We start from the raw sequence: 15,464 nt of genomic DNA, 5'->3' as shown, positions 1-15,464 counted from the left end.
CTCGCCCGTGTTACGCCGGTGCTAAAGAACGGCGTCGGCGTCCCTCGTCTCAGCGGGCCTCGAACTGGCGGCTCAGTGATTCGGGGGAGAGGGCGTGCTCGACGGCCAGCATGCTCGCACCGAGGACGGCAGCCCGTTCGGCCGTGACGGACTGGGCGATCGTGAGATGCTCGGTCGCCAGAGGCATCGACCGGGTGTAGACCACCTCGCGGACGCCGGCGAGGAGGTGCTCGCCGACCCGGGCCATCGATCCGCCGATCGCGATCACGGAGGGGTTGATCAGGCTCACGCAGGTCGTGAGCACCTCGCCGATGTCGCGGCCGGCCTGACGAACGGTCTGGACGGCCTCGACATTGCCCTGCTTCACCAGGGCCACGACGTCACCGCCGTCGTGCGCCTCGATCCCCTGCGACCGCAGTGTCCGCGCCATCGCCGGTCCCGAGGCCAGCGCCTCCAGGCATCCGCGATTGCCGCAGTGGCAGGGGATGTCGGCGCCGCCCGGTACGCGGACGTGGCCGATGTCGCCCGCGACGCCCTGGGCGCCACGCTGCAGCGCTCCGCCCGAGATCAGGCCGGCGCCGATGCCGGTGGCGACCTTCACGAAGATGAGGTGATCCACGGTCGGCCACGCGGCAGAGCGCTCGCCGAGCGCCATGATGTTCACGTCGTTGTCGACGAGGACGGGCGCTTCCAGATGGCGACCGATCCAGGCGGGGATGTCGAAGCGATCCCACCCGGGCATGATCGGCGGGTTCACGGGCTGACCGCTCTCGTGTTCGACAGGGCCAGGAACCCCCATGCCGATCGCGGCGAGATCGCCGCGATCGCGGCCCGCCTCGTGCAGAAGGAGTTCGGCCGTCTGGACCACCCAGGTGAGCACCTCCTCAGGGCCGAGTGAGATGGCGATGTCCTCGGTGCGTTCGGCGAGGGTCAGCCCGCTGAGATCGGTCAGAGCCACGCGGGCATGCGACGCGCCGAGGTCGGCGGCCAGGACGACCCGGGCCTGCGGGTTGAGCGCGAACTGCGAGGGCGGTCTGCCCCCGGTGGACAAGGCGTCTCCGACCGGCGACACCAGGCCCAGGCGCACGAGCGCGTCCACGCGGGCGGCCACGGTGGAGCGGGCCAGCCCCGTCGTCTTGGCGAGATCGGCTCGGGTGCGCGGCACGCCGTCGCGGAGCAGCTGGAACACCTCACCCACTCCTGACGAGACGGGGGAGTCGCGGGTCTCTCTGGGCACGTTCCCAGTGTCGCGCATCCGGGTGCGCACGTCGGTCACGTCGCGCGGCCGGAGGGGCGGGCGAACCGCTGCTGCAGCAGGACGGCCACCACGATGATGACCCCCTTGACGACCGCCTGCACGGAGGAGTTGAGGTTGTTCTGGACGAAGACGTTGGTGAGCGTGGCGAAGATCAGCACACCGAACACCGTTCCGGTGATCGTGCCCCGGCCGCCGATGAGCAGAGTGCCGCCCACGACCACCGCGGCGATCGCGTCAAGCTCGTAGAGCAGACCGTGGGTAGAGGTGCCGGCCGTTGTCCGGCCGAGGATCATCACCGCGGCGATCCCTGCGGTGAGTCCGGAGATGACGTACAACCACATCGTGTGCCGCTTGACGTCGATGCCGGCCAGACGTGCCGCCTCGCGGTTACCGCCGATCGCGACGGTCCGGCGTCCGAAGGTGGTGCGATTGAGCAGCACCCACCCGAGCGCCGCGACCACCGCGAAGATCCAGATCAGCATGTCGACACCGAGGATGTCGGTGTTCATGAAGGTGATGAAACCTCGCTCCTCCACGACGAGCGTGCGTCGCTCGGCAAGAATCTCGGCGAGCCCGCGAGCCGCGACGAGCATCGCGAGGGTCGCCATGAACGCCACGACCTTCCCGTAGGCGATGACGATGCCGTTGACCAGGCCCGCGCCGGCGCCGACCGCGAGCGCGATGACGATCATCACCGACCAGTGCAGCTGATCGGCGAGGTCCTGCACCGCCGCGATCGTCGCGACGACCGAGGCGAGGCCCATGATCGCGCCGACGGAGAGGTCGATCCCGCCGGAGATGATGACCAGGGTCATCCCGATGCTGATCACCCCGATGATGGAGGCCTGCCGGAGGATCGTGAGCATGTTGTCGAGGCTGGTGAAGGTGTCGGGCGCCGTGACGGCGCCCACGACCACCAGCAGCAGCAGGGCCAGGACGAGCCCGAGGTTTCGGCCGACCGATCCGGACAGGAGTCGTCGCCACGGAGGTGGCGGGGTTTGGGTGGTGCCCGTTTCCGGTGCCGGAGCAGCGCTGTCGGCGCCGGGCCGGTCGGTCACGATTCGCTGATCGCTCACGCGGCTTGTCCTTTCATGACGAGATCGAGCACTCCGTGTTCATCGATCTCGGAGGCGGGGAGGGTGGTCAGGACGCGCCCGTCGGCCACGACCAGGACGGTGTCGGCGAGACCGAGCACTTCTTCGATCTCGCTGGAGACGATGACGATCGCGTTTCCGGCCGCCGCCAGCCGCCGGATGAGTCCGTAGATCTCCGATCGCGCGCCAACGTCGACGCCGCGCGTGGGTTCATCCAGGAGGAGCACCCGTGTTCCATGTACCAACCACCGGGCGAGGAGGATCTTCTGTTGATTGCCGCCCGAGAGCGTCGCCGCCGGGCGATCGGGGTCGGCCGGTCGCAGTTCCAGCGCCGCGATCTGCTCCTGGGCCACGGTCTTCTCGCGTCGGAATTCGAGGAAGCCGCCGCGAGAGAACCGGCGCATGCTCGAAAGCGTCACGTTCATCGCGATCGACTCGTCGAGCACCAGCCCCTGGCTCTTCCGCTCCTCGGGCGAGAGCCCCACCCCCGCAGCCACCGCGGCGGTCACCGAGCCGCGGCGAAGCGCCGTGCCGCCGACGCGGACGGTGCCCGATGAGGGCTTGCGTGCGCCGTAGACCGTCTCGAGGATCTCGGATCGGCCCGAGCCGACGAGGCCGGCGAGTCCGACGATCTCGCCGGCTCGCACGTCGAAGGACACTCCTTCGAAGACGCCGGCGAGGGCGAGATCGCGTACCTCCAGCATCACGGGTGCATCGGCCGGGACGGGCGACGCGGGTGGGAAGACGTTCTCGACATCGCGTCCGGTCATCAGCCGGATGAGCTCGGCGGTGGGGGTGTCGGCGACGGAGAGACCCGTCGCCATCGTCCGCCCGTCTTTCAGCACGGTCAGGCGATCGCCGATCTGTCGGATCTCCTCCAGGCGGTGGGTGATGTAGACCACGGCGATGCCGGCGGCGGTGAGCTCGCGCACGACACCGAAGAGGTTCCGCACCTCCTCGGTGTCCAGGACCGCCGAGGGCTCGTCCATGATGATGAGCTTGATGTCGTGCGAGAGGGCACGGGCCATCGACACGATCTGCTTGTTCGCCGCACTGAGCTCACCCACCTCGGTGTGCGGCGACAGGCGGGCGTGGCCGAGCCGGGCGAGCAGCTCCCGGGTCTTCTCCGCCGCCGCCGAACGCCGTGTGAAGCCTCCGCGGGCGATCTCGTGGCCGAGGAAGATGTTCTCGGCGATGGTGAGACCGTCGACGACGTCGAGTTCCTGATACATCGTGGCGATGCCGAGTTCGATCGCGGCCTCCGGCGTCGGGATGTCGACCGTCTCGCCACGCCAGACGATGGTCCCGTCGTCGGGGCGGTGGACGCCCGCCAGGGTCTTGATGAGAGTGGACTTCCCCGCACCGTTCTGCCCGAGGATGCAGTGGACTTCACCGGCGAGGACGTGCAGATCCACCCCTCGCAGCGCCCGGACCCCGGCGAAGCTCTTCGTCACCCCTCGCACGTCGAGTAACGCCGAATAATGGTCGTCTTTGATCACGGGGTGAACCTAACACGCGAAGAATGCGAGCGACATCCCCACTTTTGCCCGGTACACGAACAAAAGGTGGACAAAGGTCGTCACACTGACGTACAGTCCCACCGTCAGCGTGGACTCCTCGGGATGCTCGGGGCGCGAGGTGCTCGCTGGCGTCGCTGCATCACATCTCTAGGAGGAACAAGAATGCGCACACTCGCGAGGGGGCGGGGGCGGTTCGTGATCGCCGGAACCGCGATCGTGGCTTCCATCGGACTGCTGGCCGGATGTACCGGCACCGGCGCCGAGGAAGACGATGTCGTCGACCAGGGAACCAGTGTCGAGGAGAACGCCGAGAGCGGCGACACCGTCGTCATCGGCTTCTCCGGGCCCGCCGCCGACCACGGCTGGCTCGGAGCCATCAACTCGGGGGCCCAGGCGGCCGCCGACAGCTTCGACGACGTCGAGCTCCGCGTCGCGGAGGGCACCAACGACGCCAACGCCCAGATCGCCGCGGTCGAGACGTTCATCAACGACGGTGTGGACGCCATCGTCCTGCTGCCCACCGACGGTGCGGCACTGACCGAGGTGGCGATCGAGGCCATGCAGGCGGGGATTCCCGTCATCAACGTCGACCGGGAGTTCTCGAGCCCGTTCGCCGCACGCACGACGATCCTCGGCGACAATTACGGTATGGGCGTCAGCGCGGGCACCTACATCTGCGAGCAGGTCGGGGACAACCCCGACGCTGTCGTCGCCGAGATCGCGGGCATCGACTCGCTGCCTCTCACCCAGGATCGATCGCAGGGCTTCGAAGACGCCCTGTCGGACTGCGGCCTCGAAGTCTCGGCCCGCGTCGCGGCCGACTTCACCGTCGCCGGAGGAGAGGCGGCAGCATCGCAGCTGCTCGCCGCGAACCCGCAGATCGATGCGATCTGGAACCATGACGACGACCAGGGAATCGGCGTTCTCGCCGCTGTCGAGGCCGCCGGCCGCGACGAGTTCATCATGATGGGCGGCGCCGGGTCGCGGAACGCCATGGAGGCCATCCAGGCCGATGACTCGGTTCTGAAGGCCACGGTCATCTATCCGTCGACGCAGGCGGCCGACGGCATCGCCCTGGCCCGTTTGATCGCCCAGCAGAAGACCGTGGGCGACCTCATCACGCCCAGCGTGCCGAACCGGGTCGTGCTGGACGCACCCGTCGTCACGAGGGACAACGTCGAGGAGTTCATCGACCTGTCGTTCGAGTCCTGACACAACCATCACGGGGCGCCCGAGAACCCTCGGGCGCCCCGTCTTTCGAAAGGAGAATCGCGTGGGAGCACCGCTGCGCGTCGCCATGATCGGGCACGGCTTCATGGGAGCCGCGCACTCGCAGGGATGGCGGGTGGCCCCGCGGTTCTTCGATCTCCCCCGAGACCCGGTGATGCAGGTCGTCGTCGGCCGGGATGCCGAGCGCACCGCTGAGGCGGCGGCCACCTGGGGATGGCACGAAGCGGCGACGGACTGGCGCGAGGTCATCCGACGCGATGACATCGACCTCGTCGACATCGTCACCCCCGGTGACACCCACGCCGAGATCGCGATCGCCGCTCTTCGGGCGGGGAAGCATGTGCTCTGCGAAAAACCTCTCGCGAACACGGTCGTCGAGGCCGAGGCGATGACGGCCGCCGCAGAAGAGGCGGCACGGTCGGGCGTGCGGTCGATGGTCGGTTTCACCTACCGCCGTGTGCCGGCGACGACCTTCGCGCGTCAGCTCGTCGCCGAAGGCCGCCTCGGTGACATCCGTCAGGTGCGTGCCGAGTATCTGCAGGACTGGCTCGCAGATGAGAACGCACCCCTCACGTGGCGCCTGAACAAGGACATCGCCGGCTCCGGTTCGCTCGGTGACATCGGGGCGCACGCGGTCGACCTCACCGAATACATCACCGGCCAGACCGTGGATCGTGTCTCGGGCATCCTCGAGACGCTCGTCGCCGAGCGCCCGGTCATGGCCGAGGGAGTCGGGCTGTCAGGGACTGCGGGCTCCGAGCGTGGCCCCGTCACCGTGGACGACCTGGCGCTTTTCACCGGCCGGCTCTCGGGCGGTGCGCTCGCGTCGTTCGAGGCCACCCGCTTCCGCACCGGCCGGAAGAACGCGCTCCGCATCGAGATCTCGGGTTCGCGCGGTGCACTCGCGTTCGACCTCGAGCGCATGAACGAGCTCGAGTTCTATGACGCCACCCTCCCCGATTCCGAGCAGGGTTTCCGGCGCATCCTCGTCACCGAGCCCTCGCACCCGTATGCCGATCGCTGGTGGCCCACGGGCCACATGCTGGGGTACGAGCACGGCTTCAGCCACCAGGTGGTCGACCTCGTCACCGCGATCGCCGAGGGCACCGACCCCACGCCGTCCTTCGCGGACGGACTCCACATCCAGCGGGTCCTCGACGCGGTCGAACGCTCGTCCGAGGCCGACGGGGCCTGGCAGACGACCCGCTGAACAAGCCGAGCCCGGGTGACGCACGTCCCCGGCATCTTCCAGAGAGGACGACAGCATGGCGCGACCGATCACGTTGTTCACCGGCCAGTGGGCGGATCTTCCGTTCGAGGAGGTGGCGCGTTTGGCGGGCGAGTGGGGGTACGACGGGTTGGAGATCGCCTGCTGGGGCGATCACCTGGATGTGTCCCGGTGGGATGACGCGGAGTATGTGCAGTCGCGGAAGGACATCCTGGAGCGCAACGGTCTGAGGGTGTGGGCGATCTCGAATCACCTCACCGGTCAGGCGGTGTGCGACGACCCGATCGACCAGCGGCACCGCGACATCCTCTCCGACCGGGTGTGGGGTGACGGCGACCCCGAGGGTGTGCGCCGGCGGGCTGCGGAAGACCTCAAGGACACCTCGCGGATGGCGGCGAAGCTCGGCGTGTCCACGGTCAACGGATTCAGTGGTTCGTCGATCTGGAAGTACGTGGCGATGTTCCCGCCGGCGTCGGAGGCGATGATCGACGCCGGATATGCCGACTTCGCGGCGCGGTGGCATCCGATCCTCGACGTCTTCGAGGAGGTCGGGGTCCGCTTCGCCCTGGAGGTGCACCCGTCCGAGATCGCGTACGACTACTGGACGGCCAAGCGGACGCTGGAGGCGATCGGGCACCGGAAGAGTTTCGGGTTCAATTTCGACCCGTCGCACTTCGTGTGGCAGCAGCTGGACAGCGTCGCCTTCGTGCTGGACTTCGCCGACCACATCTTCCACGTGCACTGCAAGGAGTCCATCACGAACCTCGACGGCCGCAACGGGGTCCTGGGATCCCACCTGTCGTGGGACAACCCGCGCCGGGGGTGGACATTCGTCTCGACCGGGCACGGCGCGGTGCCGTGGGAGCCGATCTTCCGCGCCCTCAACGCGATCGGCTACGACGGGCCCACCAGCGTCGAATGGGAGGACGCCGGCATGGACCGCCTCATCGGCGCTCCCGAAGCACTCGCCTTCGTCCGCAGACTCTCCGAGATCACCCCGCCTCACCAGCTCTTCGACGCCGCGTTCAGCTCGAAGTGACCGACTCCGGGGCTCGCGCGGAGGGGGAGCGTGCGGGCCCCGGCAGCGACGGCCTCGCGTCGCGAACGGAGTCGGTTAGGGACGCTCGCGAACGGTGAGGGCGTGAAGCAGCCGCGTGAGGGTGCGGATGTCGTCGATCGACCACTCCTCCAGGGCGTGCAGGAGCGTGCTCTCCTGCGGTGCTCGAGCCTCGGCGAGCCGCTCCAGGCCGAACGGAGTGGGGAACAGGATGCTCGAGCGGCGGTCGGTGGGATCGGGCTCGCGTCCGATGAGCCCCAGCTCCTCGAGTTCGCGCACCGTGCGGCTGATCTGCCCCTTGTCGGCGACGAGCATCTCGGACAGTTCCGATTGCGTCACGCGCTCGCGTCGGACGATCGTCGAGAACACCTTGTAGGCCGCGGGGAGCATCCCCGGGCTCACACGCTCGGCGTTCTCGCTGACGATCCGGCGCACCTGGTGGATCAAGCCGCTGAACTCCGCCTCGAGCGCCCGCACCGCCTCGGTGCGGGCATCGTGGTCAGGCGCGGTGCTCATCGCCTTCGAGCCTAACGTCGTGCTCACCGCCGGCGTGCGGCCCGCGGGGCCGGCGCATCGGCGGTCGCGGGAAGGGCGTTCATCCCCGTGCTCGTCGACACGGTGGCCAGGTCCGCCTCGCCGGCATGGAGGCGCTCGGTCGTCGTCATCCGATTCAACGGAGTGTTCGGGAGGAACACGATCGCGATGAGACTGACGATCGCCACCGGGACGGCGATGAGGAACGAGTGGGCGATCGCCTGGGCGTAGACATCCTCGAAGATGACGCGGAGCGCCTCGGGGAGGACGGCGACCTGCGGAATCGTTCCCGACTGCAGCTCCTGCGCGAGGGCCGTGCCCTGAGCGCCCAGGCTCGACAGCGCGGCGGCGATGTCGCCCTGGCGTTCTCCGGTCAGCGCGGTGGCCTGACTGGCGAGAGCCGCACCCATGACCGAGACTCCGATCGTTCCCCCGAGGCTCCGGAAGAAGGTCACGCCGGAGCTCGCCACGCCCATCTCCCGCGGATCGGCGGTGTTCTGCACGACCAGAACCAGGTTCTGCATGGTCATGCCGACACCGGCGCCGAGGAGGAACATGTACAGCGACACCAGGACGAACGGGGTGTCGTAGTGGATCGTCGCCAGCAACGCGGTGCCGACGGCGAGGAGCACGCCGCCGACGACCAGGTAGGGCTTCCAGTGGCCGTGGCGTGAGATGAGCGCACCGATGATGACGGAGGCGAGGAGCAGCCCCGCGATCATCGGGATCGTCATGATGCCCGCCTCGGTGGGGGTGGCCCCCCGGGCCATCTGCATGTACTGGCTGAGGAAGACCGTGGTGCCGAACATCGAGATGCCCGTGGCGATGGAGGCGACCACCGCGAGCGAGAAGGTCGCGCTGCGGAACAGGCGGAGCGGGATGAGCGGCTCGGGGGTGCGCAGCTCCACGACGATGAAGAGAAGGGTCGCCAGCGCGGAGCCCCCCACCATCAGGGCGGTCGGGAGGCTCCGCCAGTCGAAGGCCGTTCCCGCGTTCGTCACCCACACCAGCAGCAGCGAGACCGCGGCGCTGAGCAGCACGATGCCGACGTAGTCGATCCGCACCGCGCGGCGCGGGCGCTCCGGCAGGTGCAGGGTGCGCTGCTGGATGATGAGGGCGGCGACGGCGACGGGGAGGGCGACGAAGAAGTTCCACCGCCAGCCGAAGGCGTCGGTGATGACGCCGCCGAGGAGCGGTCCGCCGATGGTGGCCACCGCCATGACCGCGCCGAAGAGGCCCATGTAGCGACCGCGCTCGCGCGGGCTGATGATGTCGGCCATGATCACCTGACTGAGGGCGGCAAGCCCCCCCGCGCCCACTCCCTGCAGGGCGCGGAAGGCGATCAGGGTCTCGGGGTTCTGCGAGAAGCCGGCGGCCGCCGTGGCGAGCACGAAGATCACGATCGCGATCTGGATGAGGAGCTTGCGGTCGAACAGGTCGGCGAGCTTCCCCCAGATCGGGGTCGAGATGGCGGTGGTCAGCAGCGTCGCGGTCACGACCCACGTGTACGCGGCCTGGTCGCCGTCGAGGTCGTGCACGATCACCGGCAGCGAGGTCGAGACCACCGTGGAGGCGAGCATCGACACGAACATGCCGAGGAGGAGGCCGACGAGGGCCTTCACCACGCCGGGCCGATGAGCCGGTGGAGCGTCTGCAGTCCTCGTCATGTGTCCTCCTGAACGTTGATCTGCGTCAACAATATTCGGAATGTTGATCTTTGTCAACGATTTCGGCAGGGTGTGCCTGCGGCCTCGTCGCGCGCGAGGATGGAGGAGTGATCAGTGTCGAGGTGCTGCCCGACGCCGCCACGGATGCGCTCGCCCGTGCCGCATGGCAGCGTCTCATCGACGCCGGACTGCCGAGCGCCGGTCGCCACACCGGCGAGAGCAACCGGCCCCACATCACGCTGGCCGTGCGGGAGTCACCCGACCTCGACGGGCTCTCAGATCTCGCGGATCTGCTCCCGCTCACCCTCCGCCTCGGCGGAGTGCTGCTGTTTCCGCGCGCGGGTCAGGCGGTCGTCAGCTGGCAGGTGGTCGTCACGGTCGCGCTGGCGGAGTTCCATCGCCGCGTCGCCGGCGTTCTCGGCCCGGCCGACGAGCGCTACGCGCACACCGCGCCCGACGACTGGACGCCGCACCTGACGATGGCCCGCCGAGTGAGGCTCGCCAACCTGAGCGCGGCCGTCGAGGCGATCGACCTCTCCCCGCACGTCGGCGAGATCACGGGACTGCGGATCTGGGATGCGACCAGCCGGACGGTCACGACGCTGCGCTGACCGGCTGCGTCAATCGGCGAGGGCGAGAGCCCGATAGGGCTGAGCGGGCGGGCCGGCGGGCTGCGTCATCCGCTCGGCTCGCGACAGCTGCGTGCGTCGGTACAGCTCGTCGATGAGGGATGTCGCCAGGCGCACCAGCCGACCGATCTCGACCTCGTCGCGATCGACCCAGGCGCACCGGGGCTCGTCACCCACGGGGACGAAGCCGTCGTGCTCCTCCCAGACGACGAGGGTGCGTTCGGCGCCGAGGACATGCTGCTGCCACCACACCTGCCGGAGGTAGGTGCGGGGGATGCTCCGCCACGCTTTCTTCGTCGTCTTGATCTCGGCGAGGACCACGCGGCCGGACGGGTCGACCGCGATGCCGTCGGGAGTGGCGAGGTGGCGCTTCTCGATCTCGGCGTGGAAGAGCGCGCTCGATGGCCGGATCCCGTGCGTGGCGGCCACCCACGCGGCGATCTCGGGCTCGCGGATACGTCCGTGAGCGGTGTAGGCGTTGCCGGAGAAATTCGAGCCCATGAGCTTGGCGTCGGCGGCTCGGGGGATGACGCGCTCCGAGGTGAGCGCCGCGACATCGGTCGCCGTGATTCCCCGGGAGCGAGCCCGCACCCACGCGACCCGATCGCGGGAATCCGCGACGATGCGGGCGGCGAGTTCGGGTGTCACGCGTTCGAGGGTAACCCGGGGTGGCGGTGGTGGTGGGACGCGACACCCGAGAGGGCGGGCAGGCTCACTCCGGGGCGACGGCGATCGCGGCGCCGTGCACCGAGATCATCGCGCGTTGACCGGGCGAGACGTGCGTGTCGGGGCCGGTCCGGACCGTGAGCCCGGTCCCGCCGTCGAGCCGGAGGTCGACCAGGACATCGTGGCCGAAGTACCGCACGCGGGTCACCTCTCCCGAGCCGGCGCCCGGGGTCGGGCTCGAGGCGGCGTCCAGGGTGATCTGCTCGGGCCGCAGGACGATCGCCACCGCGCCCTGCGCGGGTGTGGCGAGGGCGATGACGCCGAGCGCGCAGGTGGCCCGGTCGTTGCGGGCCTCTGCCGGGAGCACCAGGGCCTCGCCGAGGAAGCGCGCCGTCCACGCGTCCACGGGCGCGGTGTACACCTCGCGGGGCGTGCCGGCCTGCACGATCCGGCCGTCGCGCATCACCGCGACGCGATCGCCGAGCGAGAGCGCCTCCTCCTGGTCGTGGGTGATCAGTGCCACGCCCACACCGCGGTCGCGCAGGATCTGGGCGACGTCGTCGCGCACCTGCTGGCGCAGGCCTGCGTCCAGCGCGCTGAACGGCTCGTCCAGGAGCACCAGACGGGGCTCGTGCGCGAGCGCGCGTGCGACGGCGACGCGCTGTCGCTGACCACCGGACAACTCATGGGGACGGCGGCGGAGGAGGCCGCCGAGACCGACGACGTCCACGAGGTCGCGGACGCGCGGATCGCGGTGCGCGTGACGGAGGCGGAGGCCTCGGATGCCGTAGCCGACGTTCGCGGCGACGTCGAGGTGCGGGAACAGCGCACCCTCCTGGGGGACCAGTCCGATCCCGCGTGCCTCCGGCGGGACCGCGGTGACGTCGTCGCCGTCGATGACGACACGTCCGCCGGCGGCGGGGTGCAGGCCCGCGATGACGCGCAGGAGTGTGGATTTGCCGCTTCCCGACGGCCCGAGCACGCTCACCCGCTCGCCGGGACCGATGACGAGATCGACGCCGTGCAGCACCTCGCGCTCGCCATAGGCGGCGCTCACCTGCTCCACACGGGTCGTCATGCCTCTCTCCTCACGGTCTCGGCGAGTGCATCGGTGTGCGTCGGCCCGTCGGATCCACGTCGGCGCTCCAGTCCGCGCGCCAGCAGCAGCGCCGGCGCGATTCCGGCGACGATGAGCAGGACGCCCACGGGGGCGGCCGCACCGTAGGCGCCGAGCGAGGTCTTGCTCCACAGCTCGGTGGCCAGGGTCTCGAATCCGATCGGACGCAGCATGAGCGTCGCGGGCAGCTCTTTGGCGACAGCGGTGGCCACGAGCACCCACCCGGCGAGGATGCCGGGGAGCGCGGCGGGGAGGGTCACCCGGATCCAGGTGCGGACGAGGCCACGGCCGAGCGAGCGCGAGACCTCCTCCAGCTCCGGCGGAACCTGCGCGACGGCGGTGCGCGAGGCGCCGACGGTCTTGGGGAGGAACAGGATGGCGTAGGCCACGAGCAGGACGAGGATGCTCTGGTAGGCGCCGGGGAAGAACTGGAGCGACAGGGTCACCAGGGCCAGGGCCACCACGACGCCGGGGAGTGCGTGCCCGAGGTAGGACAGCGACTCGACGCCGGCGACGACCGGGCCGCGGAAGCGTGCCGCCAGCACGCTGACCGGCAGGGCGAGGAGCACGGCGACGGTGGCAGCCAGCGCGGAGACGCCCAGGGTCGTGACCAGAGCGCCGACGAGGTCGGTGGGTGCCGAGGAGTAGCGGTCGCTGCTGAGCATCCGGATGCCCAGCGCCACGAGCGGGAAGGCCACGGCGGCGGCGGTGACCGCGCCGAGTCCGCACAGCATCAGGGCGGTGCCTGCGCGTCCGAGCTCGGTCGGCGGACGCGAGGTCACCGCGGTGCGGATGCGCGCGGGCCGCGGGCGGACGAAGCGTTCGCCCGCGACGCAGAACATCGCAACGACGGCGAGGAGGAGAGCCGTGGTGGCGGCCAGAGTGCGGTCGAACCCGCTGCTGAATTGCGCGTAGATGCCCGTGGTCAGGGTCTCGAAGCGGAGGATCGCCGGTGCGCCGAAGTCGGAAAGTGTGTACAGCGCGACCAGAAGCGCTCCGGCCGCGGCGGCAGGGAGGACGTGCGGAAGCACGACGGTGAGGAAGACCCGTGCCCGGCTCCTGCCGAGGGTGCGGGCGACGTCCACCAGACCGTCATCGAGGGTGGACAGCGCAGCCATCGCCGGAAGGGTCACGTACGGCACGGTGCACAGGGTGAGGACGACGACGAGCGGCCAGAAGCCGTCGACCGTCGGCCACGTCGCCGTCCAGGCGAACGCGGCGACGAAGCTCGGCACGGCGAGCGGCAGGCACAGTGCCACCCACCACAGGCGCCGTCCGGGAAGACGCACCCGGACCGCCACGACGGCGAGGGCGATCCCCAGCAGCAGCGCCGCCACGCTGACCGTGGCGACCAGGATCAGCGTGTTCGCCAGCAGCTCGACCGTGCGCGGACGCAGCAGCGCCGCCGCCGCCGCCTCGGCGCCACCGGACGCCGCCCGGACGATGAGCTGGACCAGGGGTGCCGCCGCGCACGCCGCGACGAGCGTCGCGGCGATCAGGAGCGGAAGGGGCGCGCGTCGGGACGACGTCCGTGGCCGTCGGCCCGGACGTGCGACGACCGGCGCGGCGGTCAGAGCAGCCCCGCCTCGGTGATCAGCGCCACCGTCTCCTGAAGCGATGCGAGGTCGGACAGGTCGATGTCGGGGGCGCCGAGGTCCTCCCGAGCCGGAACGCCCTCGGGCCCCGGAAGGTCTCCCACGAGCGGGTACTCGAAGGTCTCCTCGCGGAAGTAGGTCTGCGCCTCCTCCGACACGAGGAACTCGACCAACGCGATGGCCTCGGGGGAATCCGCGGCCCGGTTGAGCACTCCGGCCCCGGTGACATTGACCAGCGCGGAGATCGAGCCGGGATCTCCGAACTTCAGCTGCGCGCGCAGCGTCGCGGGGTCCTGCTCCGATCGCGCCCAGTAGTAGTGATTGATCAGCCCGAGGTCCACGGCCCCGGAATTGACGGCTTCGAGCAGTTCGCCGTTGCTCGCGTAGATCGGGGAGTCTCCTGCCACCAGGCCTTCCAGCCAGGCCCGGGCCACATCTTCTCCCTCGCTCACGCGCAGCGCGGTGACGAACGCCTGGAACGAGGCGTTGCTCGGCACGATGCCCACCTTCCCGGCCCATTCGGGTTCGACCAGTTCCAGGACGTCGCCGGGCACCTGGTCGGCGGTGTACTTCTCGCTGTCATACGCGATCACGCGGGCTCGTCCGGTCAATCCCACCCACGATCCGTCCGACGAGGTGTACTCGGCCGGGACGAGTGAGGTGATCTCATCGGGAAGGGTCGCGAACATGCCGGCGTCGGAGACGGCGCCCAGTGCGCCGGCGTCCTGCGAGAGGAAGACCTGCGCGGGCGTGCGCTCGCCCTCTTCGAGCAGCTGTGCTGCCAGCTCCGTGGTCCCGGCGTAGCGCACTTCGACGTCGATTCCCGACTGCTCCTCGAACATGTCCATGAGCGGGTCGATGAGCTCGGCGTCGCGGCCGGAGTACACCGTCAGCGTCTGCGGTTCGTCCGAGGGTGCGCCCGGGTCGCCGGGGGTCTGCCCGGCGCAGGCCGTCAACGACAGGACGGCGATGCCGGCGACGGCGGCGACGAGGAGCGAGGAGCGGCGAGAGGGCATGCAGGACATCCTTGGGGGAGGGAGGGGACACGGCGGAAGCGCCATGGTAAGGCTACCCTAACCATCCGGGTGGGGGTGCCGATTTGGCGGGACGTCTGCGGTCGGCGTAGCATGGTCCGAGCCGAAGACCGCTGGTCATCGAGGTGCGCGAGCACCGAGACCGAAGCACTGCATCGCAGGGGCCCGCGCAGGTGACACGATCGAAACCCTTTCCAGGATGACGCTCCGTGCGCTTGCGCCGGAGCGTTTTGTTTTGCCGTGACGACCGGATGTCGCAGGCCGACGCACCGCCACCGTGGTGCGTCTCACAGATACAAGGAGTGGCCATGGCGCAGAAGGAAGCATCGGTCGCCGAGCTCACGAAGCAATTCGAGGACTCGACCGCCGTCTTGCTCACCGAGTACCGCGGCCTGACGGTTGCCGAGCTCAAGGAGCTTCGCAACACCATCCGTCAGGATGCGGAATACGCCGTGGTGAAGAACACGCTGACCAAGATCGCCGCGGGCAACGCGGGGGTCACGGGGCTGGACGAGGGACTGAAGGGTCCGTCGGCCATCGCGTTCGTGCACGGCGACCCGGTCGCCGTCGCGAAGGGTCTGCGTGCCTTTGCCAAGGCACACCCCCTCCTGGTGGTCAAGGGCGGATTCTTCGACGGAAACCCCCTCACCGCGGAGGAGGTCAACAAGCTCGCCGATCTCGAGAGCCGTGAAGTCCTGCTGGCGAAGCTCGCCGGTGCGATGAAGGCCTCGCTGACCAAGGCGGCCTACGTCTTCAACGCACTGCCGTCGAAGGCCGTTCGCACGGTCGACGCGCTGCGTGAGAAGCAGGAGTCCGCGGCCTGACACGGGCCCGG

At 69.6% G+C, this 15,464-nt stretch carries 14 protein-coding genes; 5 read left to right on the top strand and 9 right to left on the bottom strand.

The window, feature by feature from the left end; genetic code table 11:
- Positions 1-49: 49 nt before the first annotated feature.
- From FBY40_RS14405 to FBY40_RS14395, 3 genes are all read right to left on the bottom strand, one after another.
- Positions 50-1,237 carry an ROK family protein gene (locus tag FBY40_RS14405; RefSeq protein WP_442922873.1) on the bottom strand — a complete coding sequence of 396 codons (1,188 nt, stop codon included), beginning with the start codon at positions 1,235-1,237 and terminating at the stop codon, positions 50-52.
- Between the two features lie 35 nt (positions 1,238-1,272).
- Complete coding sequence (locus tag FBY40_RS14400) at positions 1,273-2,229, bottom strand: ABC transporter permease (RefSeq protein ID WP_235015121.1); 957 nt, start codon at positions 2,227-2,229, stop codon at positions 1,273-1,275.
- 101 nt (positions 2,230-2,330) lie between these two features.
- Positions 2,331-3,806, bottom strand: coding sequence for a sugar ABC transporter ATP-binding protein (locus FBY40_RS14395; protein WP_141939463.1), 1,476 nt, complete (start codon positions 3,804-3,806; stop codon positions 2,331-2,333).
- Positions 3,807-4,034: 228 nt separating this feature from the next.
- Here FBY40_RS14395 and FBY40_RS14390 point away from each other — a divergent pair, with 228 nt between their 5' ends.
- From FBY40_RS14390 to FBY40_RS14380, 3 genes are all read left to right on the top strand, one after another.
- Positions 4,035-5,084, top strand: a complete 1,050-nt coding sequence (locus tag FBY40_RS14390) for a substrate-binding domain-containing protein (RefSeq protein ID WP_141939462.1) — start codon at positions 4,035-4,037, stop codon at positions 5,082-5,084.
- 85 nt (positions 5,085-5,169) lie between these two features.
- Positions 5,170-6,312 carry a Gfo/Idh/MocA family protein gene (locus FBY40_RS14385; protein WP_141940215.1) on the top strand — a complete coding sequence of 381 codons (1,143 nt, stop codon included), beginning with the start codon at positions 5,170-5,172 and terminating at the stop codon, positions 6,310-6,312.
- Positions 6,313-6,367: 55 nt separating this feature from the next.
- Complete coding sequence (locus tag FBY40_RS14380) at positions 6,368-7,369, top strand: sugar phosphate isomerase/epimerase family protein (protein ID WP_141939461.1); 1,002 nt, start codon at positions 6,368-6,370, stop codon at positions 7,367-7,369.
- A 75-nt stretch (positions 7,370-7,444) separates the two neighbouring features.
- Here FBY40_RS14380 and FBY40_RS14375 read toward each other — a convergent pair whose 3' ends face one another.
- Both FBY40_RS14375 and FBY40_RS14370 read right to left on the bottom strand, forming a co-directional pair.
- Entirely contained in the window at positions 7,445-7,903 is a 459-nt protein-coding gene (locus FBY40_RS14375) for a MarR family winged helix-turn-helix transcriptional regulator (RefSeq protein WP_141939460.1), read from the bottom strand.
- A 23-nt stretch (positions 7,904-7,926) separates the two neighbouring features.
- Positions 7,927-9,588 carry an MDR family MFS transporter gene (locus tag FBY40_RS14370; protein WP_141939459.1) on the bottom strand — a complete coding sequence of 554 codons (1,662 nt, stop codon included), beginning with the start codon at positions 9,586-9,588 and terminating at the stop codon, positions 7,927-7,929.
- 107 nt (positions 9,589-9,695) lie between these two features.
- Here FBY40_RS14370 and FBY40_RS14365 point away from each other — a divergent pair, with 107 nt between their 5' ends.
- Positions 9,696-10,199, top strand: a complete 504-nt coding sequence (locus FBY40_RS14365) for a 2'-5' RNA ligase family protein (RefSeq protein WP_141939458.1) — start codon at positions 9,696-9,698, stop codon at positions 10,197-10,199.
- A gap of 9 nt (positions 10,200-10,208) precedes the next feature.
- Here the strand turns inward: FBY40_RS14365 and FBY40_RS14360 are convergent, their stop codons facing one another.
- The 4 genes from FBY40_RS14360 to FBY40_RS14345 all read right to left on the bottom strand — a co-directional run bounded on the left by FBY40_RS14360 (position 10,209) and on the right by FBY40_RS14345 (position 14,611).
- Positions 10,209-10,865, bottom strand: a complete 657-nt coding sequence (locus FBY40_RS14360) for a YqaJ viral recombinase family protein (protein WP_141939457.1) — start codon at positions 10,863-10,865, stop codon at positions 10,209-10,211.
- 64 nt (positions 10,866-10,929) lie between these two features.
- Entirely contained in the window at positions 10,930-11,961 is a 1,032-nt protein-coding gene (locus FBY40_RS14355; protein WP_141939456.1) for an ABC transporter ATP-binding protein, read from the bottom strand.
- Positions 11,958-13,337, bottom strand: coding sequence for an ABC transporter permease (locus tag FBY40_RS14350; RefSeq protein ID WP_200829993.1), 1,380 nt, complete (start codon positions 13,335-13,337; stop codon positions 11,958-11,960). The genes FBY40_RS14355 and FBY40_RS14350 overlap by 4 nt, the downstream gene beginning before the upstream one ends.
- 233 nt (positions 13,338-13,570) lie before the next feature.
- Positions 13,571-14,611, bottom strand: a complete 1,041-nt coding sequence (locus tag FBY40_RS14345; RefSeq protein ID WP_141939455.1) for an iron ABC transporter substrate-binding protein — start codon at positions 14,609-14,611, stop codon at positions 13,571-13,573.
- A gap of 326 nt (positions 14,612-14,937) precedes the next feature.
- Between FBY40_RS14345 and rplJ the strand changes: the two genes are divergently transcribed.
- Positions 14,938-15,453 (top strand): 50S ribosomal protein L10, encoded by a 516-nt coding sequence (gene rplJ / locus FBY40_RS14340; protein ID WP_124293940.1) that lies wholly within the window; start codon positions 14,938-14,940, stop codon positions 15,451-15,453.
- The last annotated feature ends 11 nt before the right edge of the window (positions 15,454-15,464 follow it).

The sequence above is a fragment of the Microbacterium sp. SLBN-154 genome, from assembly GCF_006715565.1.
Taxonomy (GTDB): domain Bacteria; phylum Actinomycetota; class Actinomycetes; order Actinomycetales; family Microbacteriaceae; genus Microbacterium.
The sequence above is the reverse complement of the archived record's forward strand: the minus strand, read 5'-3'. Positions and strand labels throughout refer to the sequence as shown.

Excerpts from the sequence above, each read along its gene's own strand:
- FBY40_RS14390 (WP_141939462.1), top strand. The coding sequence starts at position 4,035 with ATGCGCACACTCGCGAGGGGGCGGGGGCGGTTCGTGATCGCCGGAACC.
- FBY40_RS14385 (WP_141940215.1), top strand. The coding sequence starts at position 5,170 with ATGATCGGGCACGGCTTCATGGGAGCCGCGCACTCGCAGGGATGGCGG.
- FBY40_RS14380 (WP_141939461.1), top strand. The coding sequence starts at position 6,368 with ATGGCGCGACCGATCACGTTGTTCACCGGCCAGTGGGCGGATCTTCCG.
- FBY40_RS14375 (WP_141939460.1), bottom strand. The coding sequence starts at position 7,903 with ATGAGCACCGCGCCTGACCACGATGCCCGCACCGAGGCGGTGCGGGCG.
- FBY40_RS14370 (WP_141939459.1), bottom strand. The coding sequence starts at position 9,588 with ATGACGAGGACTGCAGACGCTCCACCGGCTCATCGGCCCGGCGTGGTG.
- FBY40_RS14355 (WP_141939456.1), bottom strand. The coding sequence starts at position 11,961 with ATGACGACCCGTGTGGAGCAGGTGAGCGCCGCCTATGGCGAGCGCGAG.
- FBY40_RS14345 (WP_141939455.1), bottom strand. The coding sequence starts at position 14,611 with ATGCCCTCTCGCCGCTCCTCGCTCCTCGTCGCCGCCGTCGCCGGCATC.
- rplJ (WP_124293940.1), top strand. The coding sequence starts at position 14,938 with ATGGCGCAGAAGGAAGCATCGGTCGCCGAGCTCACGAAGCAATTCGAG.